19 protein-coding genes and 1 pseudogene are annotated in these 18,693 nt (G+C 54.7%); 15 read left to right on the top strand and 5 right to left on the bottom strand.

Features of this window, described 5'->3' with window-relative positions; translation table 11 throughout:
• Positions 1 to 9 precede the first annotated feature (9 nt).
• From WG891_RS15855 to WG891_RS15840, 5 genes and pseudogenes are all read right to left on the bottom strand, one after another.
• Positions 10 to 198: pseudogene (locus WG891_RS15855) on the bottom strand (DUF2913 family protein); the annotation flags it as partial.
• Positions 199 to 874: 676 nt separating this feature from the next.
• Positions 875 to 1,900 (bottom strand): plasmid replication initiator RepA, encoded by a 1,026-nt coding sequence (gene repA / locus WG891_RS15850; protein ID WP_337263658.1) that lies wholly within the window; start codon positions 1,898 to 1,900, stop codon positions 875 to 877.
• A gap of 657 nt (positions 1,901 to 2,557) precedes the next feature.
• Positions 2,558 to 3,031: a VUT family protein gene (locus WG891_RS27065; RefSeq protein WP_443006164.1), complete on the bottom strand. Its 474-nt coding sequence runs from the start codon at positions 3,029 to 3,031 to the stop codon at positions 2,558 to 2,560.
• Positions 3,032 to 3,045: 14 nt separating this feature from the next.
• Positions 3,046 to 3,372, bottom strand: coding sequence for a hypothetical protein (locus WG891_RS15845; protein WP_337263659.1), 327 nt, complete (start codon positions 3,370 to 3,372; stop codon positions 3,046 to 3,048).
• A 1-nt stretch (position 3,373) separates the two neighbouring features.
• The gene (locus WG891_RS15840; protein ID WP_337263660.1) at positions 3,374 to 3,952 is read right to left on the bottom strand and encodes a helix-turn-helix domain-containing protein; all 579 of its coding nucleotides are present in this window, start codon (positions 3,950 to 3,952) and stop codon (positions 3,374 to 3,376) included.
• Positions 3,953 to 4,506: 554 nt separating this feature from the next.
• Here WG891_RS15840 and WG891_RS15835 point away from each other — a divergent pair.
• The 15 genes from WG891_RS15835 to pilV all read left to right on the top strand — a co-directional run bounded on the left by WG891_RS15835 (position 4,507) and on the right by pilV (position 18,690).
• Positions 4,507 to 5,016, top strand: coding sequence for a transcription termination/antitermination NusG family protein (locus tag WG891_RS15835; protein ID WP_337263715.1), 510 nt, complete (start codon positions 4,507 to 4,509; stop codon positions 5,014 to 5,016).
• A gap of 231 nt (positions 5,017 to 5,247) precedes the next feature.
• Positions 5,248 to 5,952, top strand: a complete 705-nt coding sequence (locus WG891_RS15830) for a hypothetical protein (protein ID WP_337263661.1) — start codon at positions 5,248 to 5,250, stop codon at positions 5,950 to 5,952.
• A gap of 398 nt (positions 5,953 to 6,350) precedes the next feature.
• The gene (locus WG891_RS15825) at positions 6,351 to 7,436 is read left to right on the top strand and encodes a toxin co-regulated pilus biosynthesis Q family protein (RefSeq protein ID WP_337263662.1); all 1,086 of its coding nucleotides are present in this window, start codon (positions 6,351 to 6,353) and stop codon (positions 7,434 to 7,436) included.
• Positions 7,436 to 7,861 carry a type IV pilus biogenesis protein PilM gene (pilM, locus tag WG891_RS15820; RefSeq protein WP_337263663.1) on the top strand — a complete coding sequence of 142 codons (426 nt, stop codon included), beginning with the start codon at positions 7,436 to 7,438 and terminating at the stop codon, positions 7,859 to 7,861. Before WG891_RS15825 ends, pilM begins: the two co-directional genes overlap by 1 nt.
• A gap of 122 nt (positions 7,862 to 7,983) precedes the next feature.
• Positions 7,984 to 9,129, top strand: coding sequence for a conjugal transfer protein TraF (locus WG891_RS15815; protein WP_443006163.1), 1,146 nt, complete (start codon positions 7,984 to 7,986; stop codon positions 9,127 to 9,129).
• Positions 9,130 to 9,183: 54 nt separating this feature from the next.
• A complete protein-coding gene (locus WG891_RS15810) occupies positions 9,184 to 9,363 on the top strand; it encodes a hypothetical protein (protein ID WP_337263664.1) in 180 nt (59 codons plus the stop codon).
• 86 nt (positions 9,364 to 9,449) lie between these two features.
• Positions 9,450 to 11,084: a PilN family type IVB pilus formation outer membrane protein gene (pilN, locus tag WG891_RS15805; protein WP_337263665.1), complete on the top strand. Its 1,635-nt coding sequence runs from the start codon at positions 9,450 to 9,452 to the stop codon at positions 11,082 to 11,084.
• 3 nt (positions 11,085 to 11,087) lie between these two features.
• Entirely contained in the window at positions 11,088 to 12,377 is a 1,290-nt protein-coding gene (gene pilO2 / locus WG891_RS15800; RefSeq protein WP_337263666.1) for a type 4b pilus protein PilO2, read from the top strand.
• Positions 12,364 to 12,957 (top strand): type IV pilus biogenesis protein PilP, encoded by a 594-nt coding sequence (gene pilP, locus WG891_RS15795; RefSeq protein ID WP_337263667.1) that lies wholly within the window; start codon positions 12,364 to 12,366, stop codon positions 12,955 to 12,957. The genes pilO2 and pilP overlap by 14 nt, the downstream gene beginning before the upstream one ends.
• 2 nt (positions 12,958 to 12,959) lie before the next feature.
• The gene (locus tag WG891_RS15790) at positions 12,960 to 14,447 is read left to right on the top strand and encodes a GspE/PulE family protein (protein WP_337263668.1); all 1,488 of its coding nucleotides are present in this window, start codon (positions 12,960 to 12,962) and stop codon (positions 14,445 to 14,447) included.
• A complete protein-coding gene (locus tag WG891_RS15785; protein ID WP_337263669.1) occupies positions 14,444 to 15,559 on the top strand; it encodes a type II secretion system F family protein in 1,116 nt (371 codons plus the stop codon). Before WG891_RS15790 ends, WG891_RS15785 begins: the two co-directional genes overlap by 4 nt.
• A 35-nt stretch (positions 15,560 to 15,594) precedes the next feature.
• On the top strand, positions 15,595 to 16,188 hold the full coding sequence (locus tag WG891_RS15780) for a type 4 pilus major pilin (protein WP_337263670.1): 594 nt from the start codon (positions 15,595 to 15,597) through the stop codon (positions 16,186 to 16,188).
• Between the two features lie 53 nt (positions 16,189 to 16,241).
• Positions 16,242 to 16,754: a lytic transglycosylase domain-containing protein gene (locus WG891_RS15775; RefSeq protein ID WP_337263671.1), complete on the top strand. Its 513-nt coding sequence runs from the start codon at positions 16,242 to 16,244 to the stop codon at positions 16,752 to 16,754.
• Positions 16,754 to 17,422, top strand: a complete 669-nt coding sequence (locus tag WG891_RS15770) for an A24 family peptidase (protein WP_337263672.1) — start codon at positions 16,754 to 16,756, stop codon at positions 17,420 to 17,422. The genes WG891_RS15775 and WG891_RS15770 overlap by 1 nt, the downstream gene beginning before the upstream one ends.
• A complete protein-coding gene (gene pilV / locus WG891_RS15765) occupies positions 17,419 to 18,690 on the top strand; it encodes a shufflon system plasmid conjugative transfer pilus tip adhesin PilV (protein ID WP_337263673.1) in 1,272 nt (423 codons plus the stop codon). The genes WG891_RS15770 and pilV overlap by 4 nt, the downstream gene beginning before the upstream one ends.
• The last annotated feature ends 3 nt before the right edge of the window (positions 18,691 to 18,693 follow it).

Genomic DNA, 18,693 nt, shown 5'->3' with positions numbered 1-18,693 from the left:
GGGCACACACCATTCAATATCAGGTGCTACCTCGCGAGAAAAACGGTGTTGTTTTAACGCAGTGGCCAGCCAGCGAGTCAGAAACAAATTCTCCTGAGATTCAGAGCCCACCAGACCATCATGTTTTGCCAGTTGCAGGGCAACCATCGCACACCACGCCAGGTGGCCGGACTTTTTTGTCAGCAATTCAGTGCTCATGGATTTTTACTTCTCCTGGCGTTATCCATCGGTCGGCCATAAATGAAGGGGACATGGGGTTAATTATAGCGTGGAGATATAGTTAACTAAATGTTTTCAATGAATTTTCAGTTATGCGTTTACGCATGGAGGCGACAAAAGTGGTGCCATATGATGCTGTGGGTAAGGGTCGCCGGAAGCGCGGCAAAGCCGCCCGGATCGATAAGGAGCTTCGATACCCCCCATCCTGCTAGACCGGTCTTTTTGCAGTCTGTAAGCGATATCAGGGTGTAGTTCGCAACGTGCCGTTGCGATGAGGAGCTTGTAGATAAAGAGCTAACTTTGCTTTCCGAACCGGCGAGAGCGCAGCTCGCTGCAAGGGCGGTCATTTATGCCCTTAATTCACAGAAGAAGTGTGATGGAATGAGATCTTTTTAATTAGTTTACTAATTAAAAGATAAAACCTCTGGGTTTTGTTTATTTTGCACATAGCAAAGCTGTCCTTTCCAGATAATGGTCATTTTTCTATTGCAGATAAGAGTGAATAAGAGTGTGATTAACAAGATAGGTGCTGATTATCGGCTTCGTGCTGAAGGTGAGAACATTATTTATGTGTGATCTTTAGACAAATGTAAGCAGGCGGCAAACACAAAAACCGCCTATAGCGGTTGGGAGGTATTTTCACTCTCAAGTAGCGTCAGTGTAAGTTGTCAGGGGGCTCGCGCTCGAGCCCCAGATTAAGTTGATACAGGCGTAAATACGTCTGCCGTTCAAATTCATCGGAGGTCATTTGATAAAGCTCGTCCAGTGGCAGCGTTTTCGTCAAATGGTCAGCCATTGCATGTAATCGATCGTCAAATTCTTGGCGTCCCAGTCTCTTGGCTCGTTTCTGCTTTAACGCCTCACTACGTCGGTGAACGAGCGTAGCGTGACGCATATTTTCATACCAGCGCTTACGTGCAGCCTTGACGCTGATCTCTTCGTCAGGTGCCAGTAGACCATCCGCCTCAGCCATAAGACGTTCAGCTTGCTGTGCGTAAAGTTTATCGAGGTTTACCCCTATCAGTTTCCAAAATTGCTCAGAGAGAACAACATGTTTGGGATACCAGTAACGATTGACGCTGTCCCACTGGACACCCTCCGGTAATTCCAGTAAGCCAAAGCGCATCAATTCCTGAATAAGACGGCATACCCGGCTGATCGTCACAGCGGTTTCAGGAATGACATGCCCGTCGCCATCTTTAGGACTCAGTTCGTCGGCCAACCGGCTGACATTCATGGTCACGACATGCGTCGAGATGTCCGCACTGCTGACAAATAACGGTATGCAGGCATCCAACAAATTCTCCCGATCGGGACGAAAATCACGACTACGTCCAACTGCGTGACGCATATGCACAAAATAGGGATGGCGAGAGATACGCATACGTAGCGATATACGGCCACTTTTTTTGTCGTGTTTGACCAGACGACGATAGGCATGACCAAGCTCACCCGGCAACGGCTTGTATCTTGCCGGCCTACTAAAGAAAGGATTGGGGCACTTGCATGCCGTTGAGTGATCACCCCGTCGGCGCTTGGTGCGTTTTGGACTCGCTTGAGATTGATTTTCATCAATCCACTGCCAATAGGTATCATCCGTCGCAGCACGCTCTAGCGCATCGAAATCGACAGTTTCCCAGGCAGGGTCAGAGGAAAGGTTTTCTGGACTTTTATCAGCCACACCCGCCCGCACTTATGGCGGTGGGGTATTGTTTTCTGAATTGCATGAGTTATAATCTCTCACAGGCCAGCGCCTGCTTTGTGACCCCCTGATATCTGACGCCTTCCGCCAAGTTGATGACAGATTTCAGGGGGTTTTTGCATTCAAGGCCCGTTGCTCTGGTACCTTTTCCCTTGAGCATTTCAGGATATGCCCATCCCATTCGACTATGTCGCTCATGGCAACATAGCCTCTTATTTGTTTGCAGGTCAGTCTGTTACAAAACAGATCTCCAGCATGATTGTCTGCAAATACTACTCGTTTTTTCTCAGCTTGCAAACTATGGATCCGGACTGAACGATCTTGATCACACGAATTTTGAATAATACCATTATAAATCATGGAGCTTAGTGATCAAGGGTAAGGATCTCCAATGATCCTAATGAACTTGAGGGCTGACACTCACCGTTGCGAAAACTCATGTTAAGCCAGTACACACTCTCTCAAGAGCAATTTTCGACTGAAAACCTCCCTTTGAGTGACGTATCTTACCGTCAGCAATGTATTGAGTTACCGTATAAAAACTGTCTTAACGTGTGGATCGTACCTGTCCCTTGAATGCCCCCCTCTCTCATGCGCAGCAAACTCATCATCCAGCGAGCTCACCCAGGCAGCGTATTATCTAATAACGGCTCTGTTAAAGAAGAAATATCGAATAAAGATCACCGTGCTGAATGTCAATGGAATACAGACAAAAAATGAATACAGGAGTTTAAACAAATAGTTGCTAAATACATAACCCAACAGTTCTCGCCACCCTAACTCAGCACCAAAAAAAAGAAGGATCCATATGACAGAATAAAGAAACTGTCCAAACACAATTGAAATCAAACACCGTAACAATAAAAAATTACCGTTAGAGTATAACTTCATCCTGGAATATATGCTGTTATTTATGCCATCAGCCAAAAGAAGGCAGAGCGCATTGATAACAAAAAGGTAGGGAAGGTTAGAAAAGACAAAATTGTAATGTTCTCCACTCCCCTGGTCGATGGAAGATAAGTTTATTGATAAATAAATAAACAAGGAAGCAAATAACAACGATAACGAACCAATCAATATCACATTCCTGGCATGCTTCCTTCCATATATCTCATTAATAGTATCTAATAAAAAAAAGACAATGGAAAGATAAGTATCCCGCCGGGTTGTTTATATCCAAGTATGTTGATCAAATTCGGAGACAAGGGTATTGCAATAAAGAGAGTCACTAAAAAAAGAGCAGATAACATCATGAATGTTAAGGCTTCTCTTCCTTGACGTAGACTTATGGGATTGAGGCTGCTGTAGGCAATTATTTCAGATCTGTCTTGCTCTGAGAAGAAGTCAATTAAGTTTTTTTTTACCATATTGTCAGGTGTCTCATGAAAAGTAGCTCCGTTTTTTTTTACTTTGTAACGAACTACTTTATTGCTTACTTTCTCTAAAAACATTCTATTCCTCACTAAAGAATTCGAAAAATGATATTATCTTCCCTAGCACATTAAAATCGCTTGACTTAATTTCAACTTGTGAGTTATGAATCCATTTAATATTACTGATATTATCTATCCTTGTTGAAATAAATAACTCACCCCTATCTTCTATCAAAAACATCCCACTCCCTTTGGCTGTTTTATCCAGAATAACGTAAGAAGTCCCTTCAAAAATTAATTTATTTTCAAACATTACTCCTTGTAAATCTTTACCATTCGTAAATTCTTCTGGAAATCTGATTTTTGATTCTTTAATAAATGACAACTTCCCCGTTGATTTATTATATTGATATAAGGGAATACGAACTATTTTTTCGCCATCAGAGTCGGGGTTTCCATTGCCGTTGAGCAACCAATCTTTCCTAACACCCAGGGCATTAGCAAAAGCATCAATATGTTTATGAGGTTTACTTATCCCTCCAGAAATCACATTGGATAAATAACCATTTGAAATCCCAACTTTTTTAGATAAATCCGCTTGGGACAACCCACGGGCCCGAATAGCCTCGCTTAGACGTTCTCCAAATGTGCTTTTCATATGCGTTTTTTTAGTTGAACTTTCCTACAAACTAAAAAAAAAACCAAATAATATCAAGTGCATAAAGAATCAAATTGATTCTTTATTGGTTTTTATATTTTCTTTTTGGTTCTTTTTGTGTTTTAATAATTTCCGATTTCACTGATTTACTTATCTTTTCCGCCTAAAAGATCCGTGAATGAGTTGACGTTTTAGCCCACAAAACCGCCCCAACGAAGCATATCAGAACGATGTAGACCAGAGCGCAAACTGTGGCTACGGGCGGGAGACAACAATTTGAAAGCATGCCACATTGATGGCAATTGAGTAACCAATGAAAGACTCAATACCAGGGAGTTTTTCCTGTTTCATCTGAGTTTGTTGCAATGTACCCGCTCTACCGCCAAGAGCTCGGTGTACACCCTGAACAAGAATAGACTGGGCGATGACGCTGTCTGAATGCAAGTGGCTGAGTGAGACAACCACTGTTTCAGCGCTATCGCCCAGTGTATTCTGGCCCCCAGCCGAATACAGAATGTTCCCCCCTCAAGGGGATCGGTTCAGGCGAGAGCATGATGGATATTGAAGAACTTAACGGGCAATCCTGGTATCTGGCGCAGTATATTTCCGGTGGGAAAAACCGCGAAAGGCTTTTCGACTGGCTCTGCGACCAGCACATCACACCTTGGACACCACTAACAATCAGAACCCTCCACCGTACAGATAAAATTAACTGCACACGCAAACGTATTTCACCCTTGTTTCCCGGTTATTTTTTCCTGAAAGCAAATCTGGCCACACAGACCGTCGATAAAATTCGTCGACACTCAGCCTTCTGTGGTTTTGTCATGAACGGTTCACAAATTGCCCCACTTCGCTCCGCCGTCGTTGAAGGCCTGATGAAGCTTCATCCGAACCCGACACTGGCCCCGGAGGCCCAGGATGAACTGGAATCCGCATCCCGAGTTTGGCTGACAACAGCACAGTACCAGTATCTTCTTCGTATGGAGCAAGACCCCCATCCTGTGTCGAGAGTGACACTGCTCATGAAGCTGGTATTCGAGCCCTGTTTGCTGGGGTTCTGATATAACCCACAGCACCCTCCCGTTAACCTGGATCTGAGCAAGGTTCTTTTTAGTCGTCTTCCCGCAACGTCCCTTGCCGGATCCCGGCAAGGGTGTCTGAACCGGTCCCACCGTGAGCCTCCCCCGCTCTTTTAATCGGTTAGCCCTATCTGGCGTTTCCCCCTCTGACGGAGGGAGAGACAGGCACCCTTGCCGGTATTCGGTAAACCTGTTCAATAAAGGAGATAACCTTTGTCTTCCGCAGATAATTCCATTCACCATCTGCTCTGGTGCATTCTGGTCGCACTACGTTCAGCCGAGCGGGATAAGCCCTTTATCTCGGAAATGGCCCGCAGGCGTTTTATCACAGCCTGGCTAGATACAGCCCGCAGTAAACCTGGCTTTCAGGGTATGATTACCGAGTTTACTTCGTTGCGACAGTTACTGGATACCAGTGACAAATCCATTCCGGTAGATGGGACACTCAGTGTCCTTTTAAGCCATGCTTCAGCCGCAAAACAGTGTGACCTGTTCCGCTTTCGTTCTGCATTAAATAACCTGATGCAAAAAGGCTGTCGCTTGGTGGTCTGCCGGTTTCCGGAAAATATCACAACGGAGTTGATGCAACGTCGGCAGGACCGTCGCAAACATGCACTGCAACTGACGCGCACAGAAAACGCATTCCAGCCAACAGGTCATATGGCCCACCCTGTGACATTCCAACTGCTGTTAAACAACACGGGAAAAACCGACGAAGAGGTGGAAATGGCTTTCCACGCGGAAGGATTCCAGGTTGTGGTCGCCAATAGGGAGCTTGCTCTCGATAACAAACGCCTCGTCCGTACTCTGCACATCGGTACAACGTCACTGGAACCCGATGAATGGAACCCCAGAAAAGACGATATCTGGCAGCCGCAACATCGTTCGGACGATACCAACAAAGAGAGTTATCACTGAAAAGCAGGTCATCCTCCCTAAATCAAACATGTTGAGGAGTTTCCCCTATGTGTCTCACCGTCACCGGGAAAGATCTGCGAGAATTGCAGATCTGCCGAGCTGCCCGGATCATCGAATTCAAACGCGCATGTCGAATACGGGCTAAGACCCCGGAGAATATGTCATTAAGTACATTGTCTTCCCTACGAAGCTTGATCGATGACATTGAAGATCAACTCGCTGAATTTCAGCAAGAATATATTCTTTAACTCTCTCATCATCCCACTGATAACACCGTTACCGCCCCCTACATTAGGCGCCATGCCGATGACGTATTGAGACGGCGCCTGTCGGTGATTTTCCGTGTGTAGCCATACGCATCGGGTTATCTGCCCCACCGTGTCATTGAGGTGACTCTATTGAAATTATTTACCCCCGTTGCCCTGCTGGCACCGGTGGTGTTAAGTGGCTGTGCGACCAACACGCCTACACCGCCGCGTGTTCCGGCACAAGCATTTGTAACATCATTGCTCCAGGATCAAATACCGATAATCCAGCGTGCCCAGACAGATCTGGCTCAGGCGAGCCGTGTACGTCTACAGCCTGAGCCCCCTGTGCGTTCTCCGACAACGTCTGTCACAGCCACACCGTCGCGTGAACCGCCCAAAAGTAGTCAGCCCAAGACATTGGTCGGGCAACCGGTGCTGACTCTGCAAGCAATCCGTTATCTCGGGAAACGCCCTGCACACGTAGGGCTCGCCAGGACAGGCAAAGCACAAACACTTCGTCAGGCATTGAGCCAGATAGCCCCGAATGGGTGGCAGGTGTCATTTTCGCAGGAACTCACACCGGATGCGCGTGGCGCTTTGCACTGGGCGGGCAACGACCAGTGGCCCTTTGTGCTGGACGGTGTCTTGCAGCAGCAGGGCAAGGTGGCGTTAATCGATTGGCAGGCCCAGCGTATTTCGGTTGCAGACAAATCCGCCGGATTTACCCCAGGCGCGGCAACCACAGCGGCGACAAGCAAACCACTATCGCCAGCCAATGTCTCAACAGCCTCCAACGTACCGACATCGATACCAACAGCCTCGGCTACCACGGCTAAAGCGCCAACAACAACGGCCATACCCGGAAGAAACCCTTTTGGCGGCAATAAACCGACCGCCGCCAACGTGACAACCGTTCACACCCCCGTGCCAGTGGCATTACCCAAACCCGCTATTACGCCAACAGTCTGGCGGATTGAGGCGGGAAGTACGCTGAAAGACACCCTGTTCAGTTGGGCTGCCGCTGAGACGTGCGCAACGTCGGGGGGCACTCACTGGACCGTCGCCTGGTTGACCTCGGCCAACTACCGTATTGATGCTCCGCTGCAGTTTGAGGGGAGTTTCCGTGATGCGTTGAATAGTCTGTTCACGTTGTACGGGACGGCGCAAGTGCCGCTGTATGCCGGTATTCGTCAGGCACAATGTGTGATTTCGGTGGATGACAAGGAGCTGCGCTAATGATCTCTTGGTTGCTCTCTGTCTTTCTGGGGTTCCTGGTCTGGAGCACTCTCCCCCCAGAGGATCCCATGGGCGAGCAGGTGCAGGAGAGCACCGTGAGTCAACGCGCTATCCAGACGGTTCGCTATCTCAACGAGATCAACGACTGGCGTTATCACAATCCGTCGCAAAAAGACGGCGTGATCCCCGACAGTGCCTTCGGTGGGTCACCCCTGCTCGGCTTACAGCATGTACTCCAGGCTGACCGCGTGTACGTCTACCAGGCCGATCAGCCTGGTCTGCTGGCCGCACTGCTGGCCCAGAGCCGCCAGTCGGCACTGGTTGGGAAAGTGGCGGGGCGACGTCTGAGTGACAGCCTCGGCCATGACATGCTCGTCAGCGTTCCCGCCGTCATCCCGGATGGCAGTCTGGTGTACCTCAATTAACCCGTATTTCCAGCAATACCCTTATCACCCCCAACAGGAGCACTCTGGTGAAAAAAGCACACCTCAATCGCATCACATTATGTCTGATCTCCCCCTTCCTGATCGGCCTCCCTTCCGGGGCCATGGCTGCCAATACCTGGACCGAAGCCCGTGGTGACGCCATGGGGGGGACCGGCGTAGCCTCAGCCCACTACGGTGCCGCTGCCCTGACCAACCCGGCTCTGCTGACCCGTTATGGCCAGAGCGATGACTTCAGCCTGATTTTACCGGCTATCGGGGCACGTATCGCCGACAGTAACAACCTGATCGATGGCTTCGATGCCATCAACGACAACTGGAACCACCTGAAAGACACGGTCAACAGCGGGGGAGAAGGGGCTGCGTCAGCCGCCGCCCTGGTCAAGAACCTCAGGGAGGTGTCTGGCAAAGACCTGTTGGCCAACGCAGGTGCATCCTCTGTCGTGACTATTCCCAATAGTGCGCTGCCCCTGGCGTTAGTCTTCAATGCCTGGGGAAGTGCCAGTGTGCGTGGTGCGGTAACAGACGGTGATTTGGCCTGGCTGGAGGCGGTGGCCAACGGCAGTATCACCCCGACACCGGATGAGCTGGACAACCTGACGTCTTACGCGCAAGGCCGTGCGGCCGTGGTCGCCGAAACCGGGATTGCCATCGCCCACGACATGCAGCTGGGCGGCAAGCCAGTCTCTGTCGGCATCACACCTAAAATCCAGCGGGTTTACACCTTCAATTACAACGCCGCCATCAATCACTACGACAGTTCAGATTTTCGCAGCAATGACTTTCGTGATGACAAAACGGGCGTCAACATTGATATCGGCCTCTCTACCGCATTGACCGACCACTGGACCGTGGGATTGGTCGGCCAGAACCTGGTCGCTCGCCATGTCGAGACCAAAGAAGTCAATGGTCTGAAGGACAGCTTTAATATCCGGCCACAGGCCACGGTGGGCACCGCCTGGAGCAACGGTGTTGTCACTGGTGCGCTCGATGTCGACTTGACACCGACCAGCCGTTTTGCCTCGGAAGAAAAACGCCAGTATGTCGGTATCGGGGGGGAGGTGAATGCCTGGAAGTGGGCGCAGTTGCGCGCCGGCTACCGTGCCGACGTGCATAACAGCAGCAACAATATGGTCACCGCTGGCGTAGGCCTGTCACCGTTTGATGTCGTTCACCTGGATATCACCGGCATGGTCGGTACGAGCAGCAACACTTACGGAGCCGTAGCACAACTGGGCTTCACGTTCTAAATCAGCAACAGCTTTTGCCCCTGAACCTAAAACAGCCTCTGCCTGGAAATAGACATGCAAGAGAACGTGCGAGTTGACGATGTTGAAGAAGAGCGTTATCGGTTAGCGCAGAACGTCAACGAACAGCTTTCGTTGATCCTTCACGCTGTTGGAAAAGAGGATGCAAAGGACGTTATTGCCATGGCTGCTGGGAAAATCCAGTTATGGGTACAGAACGCCGGTGAAAAGGGGTGAAAAAGCACGTTAATCCGCTCGAATAACACCGACCACGGCGATAAACCTCGCGCACCTCAATCCCCCTCTTTTAATCAAGGCTTTCCATGAAAAAACAGCTTCCCCTGACCGGGCTGGCGGCGACCCTGTGCCTGCTGCTTTCCGGGTGTGCCCCGAGTGGGCGCATTGACACGATAGACAATCAGGCCTCCCTGGACGAAAAAAAGGCTGACCAGCAGCTGCATGCCCTCAAAAAAGGGGCTGTGGTGCGCGATTTAACCAGCCAGTGGATCAATCCCTATCCGATCAATGCCGTCGCGGGCGGTAATAATCCCCTGCCGCCTTGCGCCGTCGCCATCAATCGTCCTGGCAGCATGACGTTGGCGGAGGTCAGTGCCTATATCAGCAAGACCTGCCGGTTACCGATAGTGATCACGCCGGATGCGCAGGCCATGCTGGTCCCCTCCGGTGGCGGCAAGACCGAGCAGCTCAGCGGCCCGGTGCCCGCGCCTGACCCGAACGGCATGGTGCCGCTGGCGACACTGGGGGGCACGTCTACTCGCACCGTGCCGGTGTCCTCGGGGGGCAGTGCGCTCCGGGGCGTGTTCTGGCAAGGCGAACTCGGGGGCTTGCTCGATAACGTGACGACCCGGCTGGGATTGTCCTGGCGCTATGAGCAGGGCCGCATTGCCATTTTCTATATCGACACCCGCACGTTCCCGATCATGTTTATGGACAGCAAGGCCAGTTTTGGCTCGAAAACCGTGAGCGGCACCACGTCGTCAATGGGGGCGACGGGCGGCGGCAGTGGGGGCGGGTTGAGCGGTGATTCCAACACCTCCCAGTCCACCGAGATGGAGATCAAGTCCAGTTTGTACGAGGACGTCACCCACACCATCACGTCCATGCTGACGCCGGACACCGGCCGCATGAATCTGTCAGCTGGCGTGCTGACCGTCACGGATACACCGCGTGTCCTCGAACAGATTGGTCGTTATCTTGATGACCGCAACACCGAACTCAATCGGCAGGTGGTACTCAACGTCCAGGTCTACAGCGTCGAAAAACGCACTCAGGACCAGTACGGCATTGACTGGAACGCGGTGTTCACCAGTGGCAGCGTCGGGCTGTCATTGACCAACGCCTTCACCGGGGCCGCCTCCGATGCCCTGAGTGGCGGAGTCTCAATCCTCGACGGCAAGGGCGCGGGGACCAAAGCCTTTATCAAAGCGTTATCCGAACAGGCCAACGTCAGCGTCATGACCGAGGCCTCCAGCATGACCACCAACCTGTCAGCGGTCCCTATTCAAGTCGCTCTGCAGCAGGATTATGCCTCCAACGTCACCACCGAGAACACGGCCAATGTCGGCTCATCCAGCAGCATCACCAAATCGACAATCACCACCGGGTTCAACATGACCGTGTTGCCCTTCCTGGTGCCGAAGGCCCCCAAACTGCAGCTGCAGTTTGCCATCAACATGTCAGACGATCCGACCATGCGCACCTTCACCAGCGACAACGCGTCGATAGAACTGGTGAAAACCCGGCTCAAAACCTTCACCCAGCGCGTCAACATGCAGTCGGGGCAAACACTGGTGTTGAGTGGCTACCAGTCGCTGAACAACACCGCCAGCCGACAAGGTGTCGGCAACTTCCGCTTCTGGGGGCTGGGCGGTGGGGCGAACGGTGAGAACAACAAGACCCTGCTGGTCATTCTCATCACACCGGTCATTCTGGGGTAAGCCATGACACAACAGACGACCTGCACGCTTCATCATCAACAGACCGGGTTTGTCGCCGGGTTGCACTGGCAATATCTGCCGTTACGCGGCGCGCGTCACCTGCGGCTGCGGGCCAAAGAGGCCCATGCCAGCCATTGGGCGACGTTACTGACCGGGGACGGGAAGGCCCAGGGGGCGTTGCTGGGGACCGTCGCCCTGAGCGACCGACCCCGCTACCCCGTGGTTTCCCTGGCACTGGCGGTCCTGCCGGCCTTGCCTGCCGCGTGTTACGGCGTTTTCCCGTTACCGGGTAACCAATACTGGTTTGTGGCGGTCAGGGACGGCACCTTATCGCCCTTCGGCGATGTGGTGGGGAATGACGCGGCCATCCGCACGGCGGTGTCCAACTTTCTGCACATCACGTCGGTACCGGCAGCGGGGTGGACGGTGTATGCCCCGCCCGGCTTCTTTTCGGACAGAGACACCGAGGACAAGGCGTTGTCGGCCCTGCTCGAACCGTCTGCCGGACGCCGTGCTGCCCGCTTGCACAACACCCATAATTCGCAAGGCATGTGGCTTTGGGGGATCGCCGTGGTGAGCCTGGGTGTCGGAGTGATCGGGTATTCGGCCTGGCAGGCACACCAGGAGAACGCGCGTATCGCTGCCGCACAGGCGGCACTGCGGGCTAAACAGCAACAGGCCAGACAGGCCCCTGCTGACACCGTCAAGCCCTGGGCGACACAACCGGCGTTGCCCGCGCTGCTCAGTGCCTGCAGTACCGTGTGGAAAGCCGCGCCGATCTCCCTGGCCGGCTGGGTGTTCAATACGGCGATGTGTGAGGCGCGCGGTCATATCACGCTGCACTACAGCCTGCCCAAAGGGGGGACGGTCGGGGATTTTGCCCAGCGTCTGCCCGCCGTGTATGGCCCTGAAATCACACCCGGATTTAATATCCCGGGCAGTGCGGATGATGCGGCTTTTACGCTGCCCGTGCCGTTGACACGGCCGGAACACCCGGAAACCCTGTTGCCTGGCGACCAACAGATCCAGCACCTGACCAGCTATGCACAGCGTATCACTGCCCGCCTGCGGCTCAGCGAACAGGACTCTGCCAGCCGACTGACGCAGGGGGAGGCCAACACCCTGCCGTGGCGCACCTACAACTTTACGTTTATCACCGACATTCCGCCCGATCGGCTGTTTGCCCCCACACGCTTTGACAGCCGTGGGATCCGGGCCACCCGCATCACCACCACGCTGAAGAACAACCGTCTGGAGTACACCATTGAGGGATTACTGTATGCCAACCGTTAAATACCGGGCGATACCCTGGGCCCTGGGCCTGGCGATGACTGTCGTGGGGGGATTCGCCGCCCCGATCACTGCGGTGCCTGCGGCACCGGCCGCCCTCCCGTCGACAGCCTCTGCGGCCCCCATCACGCCGATGACGTCTGATACCCCCTCACCCTCGTCTCCCTTTACCCGAGCCGACGTGGGGCGGACCTTGGATTTGGGGCAGTTGGAATCGATACAAGCGGAAACGGTGCTGTATGAAGCCCAGTTGATCCGGGCCAAGGCGCTGAGTGAACTGCAGAAAAACGGGTACGACCGTTCACTGGACCTGCCGTTCAATCCGGCACCGCCGTCGCAAGAGGGTCACTCAGCGGTTAAGGGCGCAATGCCAGAGGCGGGGCCGCCACAGATCCTTGAAATCACCGGCAACAAAAGGGGATTTATGGCTGTGCTGGTCCTGGGCAACGGCAATCAGGTGACGGTCCAGACCGGTAACCGTGTACCGGGAACCGATTACGTGGTGAAACGGATCACTCTCAACGAGGTGGTGGTCAGCGGTCAAAACACCGCGTTGGTTTCGCTGGCGTTTGCGAGAGGGTAACCATGTCTGCAACACACCAGGCGTACCTTCATCTGGAACTGTCTTCTCCTGAAACCCCTACCCTGTACATCTCAGACGCCCATAACGACAGCCTGGCGGTACAGTCCGAGATTGCGGCGGCGCACAAGCGGCATCCCCGACTGCAGGTTGAGCGTGTGCACCTCGACAGGTTAAGGGAGTTGCAGCAACGCCACCGTAGCGATACGCCAGAGACAGAGGATTTCTCCGACCAACAGGCGAAAATCATCCATTTCTTTCGGTTGGCCAAGGAAAAGGGGGCGAGTGATATACATCTGCTGATCGGCATGAATGACGTGACCATCGTGCAGTTTCGGGTGCATGGCGATCTCGAAACCGTCACGCAGCTGGATCGGGCCGAAGGGATGACGCTGGCCTCGACCATCGTCATGTCCATGTGTGATGTGGCCGAGAAAAGTTTTAACCCCCACCGCGCCCAGGATGGACGGTTACGCAAAGCGTTCCTGCAGGGACTCCACCTGTTCGGTGCCCGTTACGCGCATACGCCCGCCGAGTTTGGGCTGTATGTGGTGATGCGGATTTTGCCGGATGAAGGCAACGCCCCGCCAACCCTCGACGAACTGGGGTTTCTCCCCGGGCAGCAAACCCTTATTCGCCGCATGCTGGCGCGCCCCGAAGGTGTCATTATCCTGTCTGGCCCGACCGGCTCGGGTAAAAGTACCTCGCTGCGCACGTTCAGCGACATCTACCTCTCTACCACCGGCTACCGCAAGCGCATGATGACGTTGGAGGACCCACCCGAAGGGCTGATCCTCGGGGCGGTACAGACCCCCATCATTGCCGACAAAAACGATCCCGAGGCGGTGAGCCGGGCCTGGGTGCGGTCTATTTCTGCCGCACTGCGCCTGGATCCTGATGCCATGGTCGTGGGGGAAATTCGTGATGCCAACTCGGTCAGGTCGGCCCTGACGGTCGCCAAATCTGGCCACCTGGTGAAAACCACGCTGCATGCGAATGACGCGGTCGGCATTCTGGACCGGCTGACGGACACCCTGGGCATTCCGATGGGGCAGGTGGCCGATCCGCAAGTGATGATTGGGCTGATTGCCCAGAGACTGGTGCAGTTGCTGTGCCCACACTGTAAACAACACTGGAATGACGTTCAGGAGAGCCTGGAGGAGGAGAAGCGCGCATTGCTGGCGCGTTTTTGCGAGGTGGAAAAACTGGCCTTTCGCCATCCCGAAGGGTGTCAGCACTGTTACAAGGGGGTGATCGGACGGCGTGTCATTGCCGAGGTCATTCGTCCCGATGCCCGGTTTATGACGCTGTTTCGCCAGGAAGGGAAGCTGGCTGCCCGCCGTTATTGGGTGAACGAGATGGGCGGCATGACCCGAGGCCAACACCTGTTGCGTTATCTGCATGCCGGCCTGGTTGACCCGATTGAGGCGGATTATATCAGTCCGTTGGACGAAGACAGTCTGACCTTGCTGCCACCGGAGGTGACATCATGATTTTCCGCTGGCGTGAATGTCTGAAGCGGCTGCAGAGCACGCTGCCTTCCCCGGAAAAAATGAACGAGGGGATGGGGCGCTGGCTGGCGCAAAAGACCTTCTCCACCGCTGACCGCCTGACCCTCTACGAGGATCTGGCCTTTCTGCTCGACAACAACCTGCAGGTGGAAAAAGCCCTCCAGGCGATGATAGGCAGCTACGGCAATAAACGGCCTCCCGTGGTGTATTGTCTCGACGATATGCTCAGTGCGCTGCGTCAGGGGCAGTCCATTGACCAGGGGCTGGCATCATGGATCCCCCGACAGGAAGCCGCCATTCTCAGTGCCGGGGTGCAGGACGGCAACCTCGCCGCCGCCTTGTACCGGGCCATCATGGTGGTCAAGGGCATGTCCGAGATGAAAACAGCGCTGATTTCAACGTTGCTCTACCCCGTCATGTTACTCGGCACCACCTTCGCCATGATGAAGATGGTCACGGTCTATTTTCTGCCGCGCCTGGCGTCATTATCCTCCCGGGATCACTGGCGTGGGGCGTTGTGGTGGTTGAGCGCCACCTCAGAGTTCGTTGTCAGTCATGCCCTTCTCCTCGGGGGGCTGGCGGTGTTGCTGACGGCGTTCGTTATCTGGTCAATGCCGAACCTGACAGGGAAAACGCGGCAGCATGTGCTGGACCGTCTGTTGCCCTGGAGCGTGTATCGCGATGTGTCGGGGGTGGGGTTCCTGCTGAACTTCAGTGCGCTGATGCGAGCACAGGTGAAAACCGAGGACGCCATTGAGATCCTGAGTCGCCATGCCACTCCCTGGCTGTATGAGCGTCTGGCCGCGACCCAACGGCAGGTCAGACAAGGGAGCCATCTGGGACTGGCCCTGCGTAATGCTGGTTACGGTTTCCCCTCCCCCCGCGCCATTGACAAGCTGGTTTTGCTCACCGATGGCGATAACGCCGAAATCATTATTGAAAATTTTGCCCGGGCCTGGCTGGTGCACACCGTTGCCCGGATCAAACGGACGGCGGGATGGCTTGCCAACCTCGCTCTCGGCACCAACGCGGGCTACATGATCCTGATCGTCCTGGCCACACAAAACCTCAACGACCTGGTGGGCGTGCATTAAGCCGCCCCTTTTTCTCAAAACCTGAAGGAAATGTAATGAAACTGACACACACGCCCTGTCGCTCAGCGATCCACCGTGGCGCGATCACCCTGTTGGAAGCGGCCATTTATATCGTGATTGCGCTGGTGATCCTCACTGTCGCCATTACCCAGGGAGGCGGGCTGTTTAACCGCAACGACGCCAGCACGGAATACAACAATGCGGCGGAGCTGCTGACCAACACCCGCACCCTGATGAAAACCGCCGGGATTTATGACTTCGCCTCGGCGGAGGCAATGACCGGTGCGATGATCCAGTTTGGTGGCGCACCCGCCAACATGACGGTGGTCGGCACCAAATCCTCTGGGAGTGCCACGTTACAGAACCTGTGGGGCGGGGCGGTCACCGTACAGCCCGTTGCCACAGCGGGCGGCCAGACGTCTTCGTTCTCCTTGACTTATGAGGCGGTGCCACTGGAGGCGTGCATTACCCTGGCGACCAAACTGAGTGCGGCACCCAGCATCGTGACGACGCAAGTCAATGGCACGACCACCCACGGTCCGGTTGCGGCCAGCGCCATCGGGGCGCAATGCACGGCGGATAATGGCGCGGTCGGTCAAAACAGCCTCACCTTTACCAGCAACACCTGATGCCCATCCTGCCGGCAACCGGTGTTGCCGGCCTCTTTCTGGAGTGCATTCTCATGTTGTCTCCCTGTCAACGTGCGCTATCTGGCCTGGTGCTGGGCGGCGCACTGCTGTTTTCACTGCCGGTACAGGCTTTCTGTTTTAACGAAGCCGGGGCGCGCTATAAAGTCGACCCGCTGTTGCTGCGCGCGATGGCCACCGTCGAAAGCAGCCTTAACCCGCGAGCCATCGGTGAAAATGTCAGAACTGATCGGCGCCGGATGCCCAAAGGACACAAGCCACCGGTCCTGAGCCGTGATTATGGACTGATGCAAATCAATGAGCGCCATATCCCCCCGTTACGCGCCCTGGGTATCTTGAATAACGAACAGGATCTGCTGAATAACCCCTGCCTCAACGTCCAGGTCGGTGCCTGGATATTGGCTAAACATCTCAAGCAATGTGGGGTCAATTGGCAATGTCTGGGCTCTTATAATGCGGGGTTTGCCGATAACAATGGCGAGCGGCGCATGATCTACGCCCGCAAGGTGTACACCCTGTACCTGAAACTCAAGGGAGGTGTAACCTGATGCCCCTGTCCCTTCTGACATTCTCGTTACTGATGGTTGTCGCCAGCACCACGCTGTTCATGGGTGCCCAACCGTGTGTTAACAAAGCGAAACAATTCTTGCTTGAGCATGGTGGACCGCCACTCACTCGGCTGCAGGTCAGGGGCGTCACACTCGTTTTCGCCGGTGCTGGCACTGTCTTGATCGCCACAACAGTGCTCGCTGGATCTCCCTGGTTAGGGACAGTCAAAGCTCTGGTGCTGCTCGCGTGGGGTATCCCCATGGTGTTGCTTGATATGCGCAATTTCTGGCTCCCGCTGCGGTTTACCAGCGGATTCTGGCTCACCGGCCTGCTGTTTACCCTGTTGCCCGGCAGTTCACTGAGCCTGAGGGCGGCGCTTATCGGCAGTGGGGGGATGTTTATCTTCCTGTATGCCTTTCATGTCGGGGCCAAACGCCTGCGGGGCGAAGAGGGGTTTGGCCTGGGTGATGTTCATCTCATCGCGGCACTGTGTGCCTGGCTCCCCTGGTCACTGGCCAGCCTGCTGAGCGGCGGTGCATTTTTGCTGTTTATCCTCGGGGCGCTACTGACCGGGAAAACGGCCCAACCTTACGCCCCCTGGCTGTTTGCCCTGCTTGCAGGGCTGGCCAGCGGTTTTCCTCACCTCACTCTATCCGGTGTTTTATGACGACTGACGCTGCAAAACCTCGCATCAACCGGGGCCTCTCGTTGATCTCCCTGGGCATCGTGCTGGCGATCGTGCTCATCTCCGCCCCGATCGGCCTGGAAAAATACTCAAATTATGTGGAAGAACAGACCTGGCGGGTGACGGCCACGCACCTGAGTACCGTGAGTCAGGGGGCGCGTCGCTACGTCAACGATAACTACGCCACCTTGCTGAGCCAGGTGGCCGGGGGTGGGAACGTCACGGTGACGGGACAGACACTGCGCGATAAAGGGTACTTGCCCACGGGATTTGCCCTGACCAACAACCATGCCCAGACCTATCTCCTGGCCGTGATCGGACACCCTGCCCAGGCCGATAAACTGGTGGCTTTTGTTCTGACCGTGGAGGGTCAGGCGATTGCGTTCAAGGGCCAACGCGTGATCGCACAGACGATCACGGGTCTCGGTGGCTACATCTTCCCTGCCAATATCGCCAACGGTGCAGGCGGGGGCTGGCAGGTCAATCTCGCCAGTCTCGGCCTCAGCGGGCAGACGGGACATCTGGTCGCCTATCTGACATCAGACGTGCTGGCCAGCGGTGCGGAAGAAAGCGATCGCCTGTACCGTTTCCAGGCTAACGGCCGTCCCGACCTGAACAAGATGCACACGGCGATTGATATGGGCGTCAACGACCTGAACAACGCCAATACCGTGGACGCCAATACCGGTAACTTCCGGCAAACCGTCACAGCGCAAAATCTGGCGTCACGCGACGGGGTTTCTGCCGCCGGTGGCATGTCGGCAGGCGGTGGGATCACGGCGGGCGGCGACATTCGCAGCAACAGCGGCTGGATCATCACCCAACACGGCAAGGGTTGGCTCAATGCAGACCACGGCGGGGGCTTCTATATGGAAGACAACGACTGGGTCAGGTCGGTGAACAATAAAGGTATCTATACCGCGGGCCAGATAAGGGGAGGTAGCCTGCGTGCCGATGGACGGCTGTCGACGGGGGAGTTTCTGCAGATTGATGCCGTGGCGACCGCCGGAGCAGGCTGCGGCCCGAATGGGTTGATCGGCCGTGACGACAGGGGGGCCGTCATGTCATGTCAAAACGGGATATGGACTCTCGGGGGAGCGTTACAGCAACGGGAATGTCGACAAATCGGTAATTTTTCTGGTCGTGATTTCACACACTACGTTTGCCCGGTGGGGTGGTACTCGGCGGGCCTCCAGTTTGTGGGTCATCAAAACAATGAATCCGCGTACGTGATCACCTGCTGCCACTGAGTT

This window comes from Serratia sp. MMO-28 (genome assembly GCF_037199905.1).
Lineage (GTDB): Bacteria > Pseudomonadota > Gammaproteobacteria > Enterobacterales > Enterobacteriaceae > Chania > Chania oryzae.
Note: the sequence above shows the minus strand (reverse complement) of the source record. Positions and strands in the feature narration are given on the sequence as shown.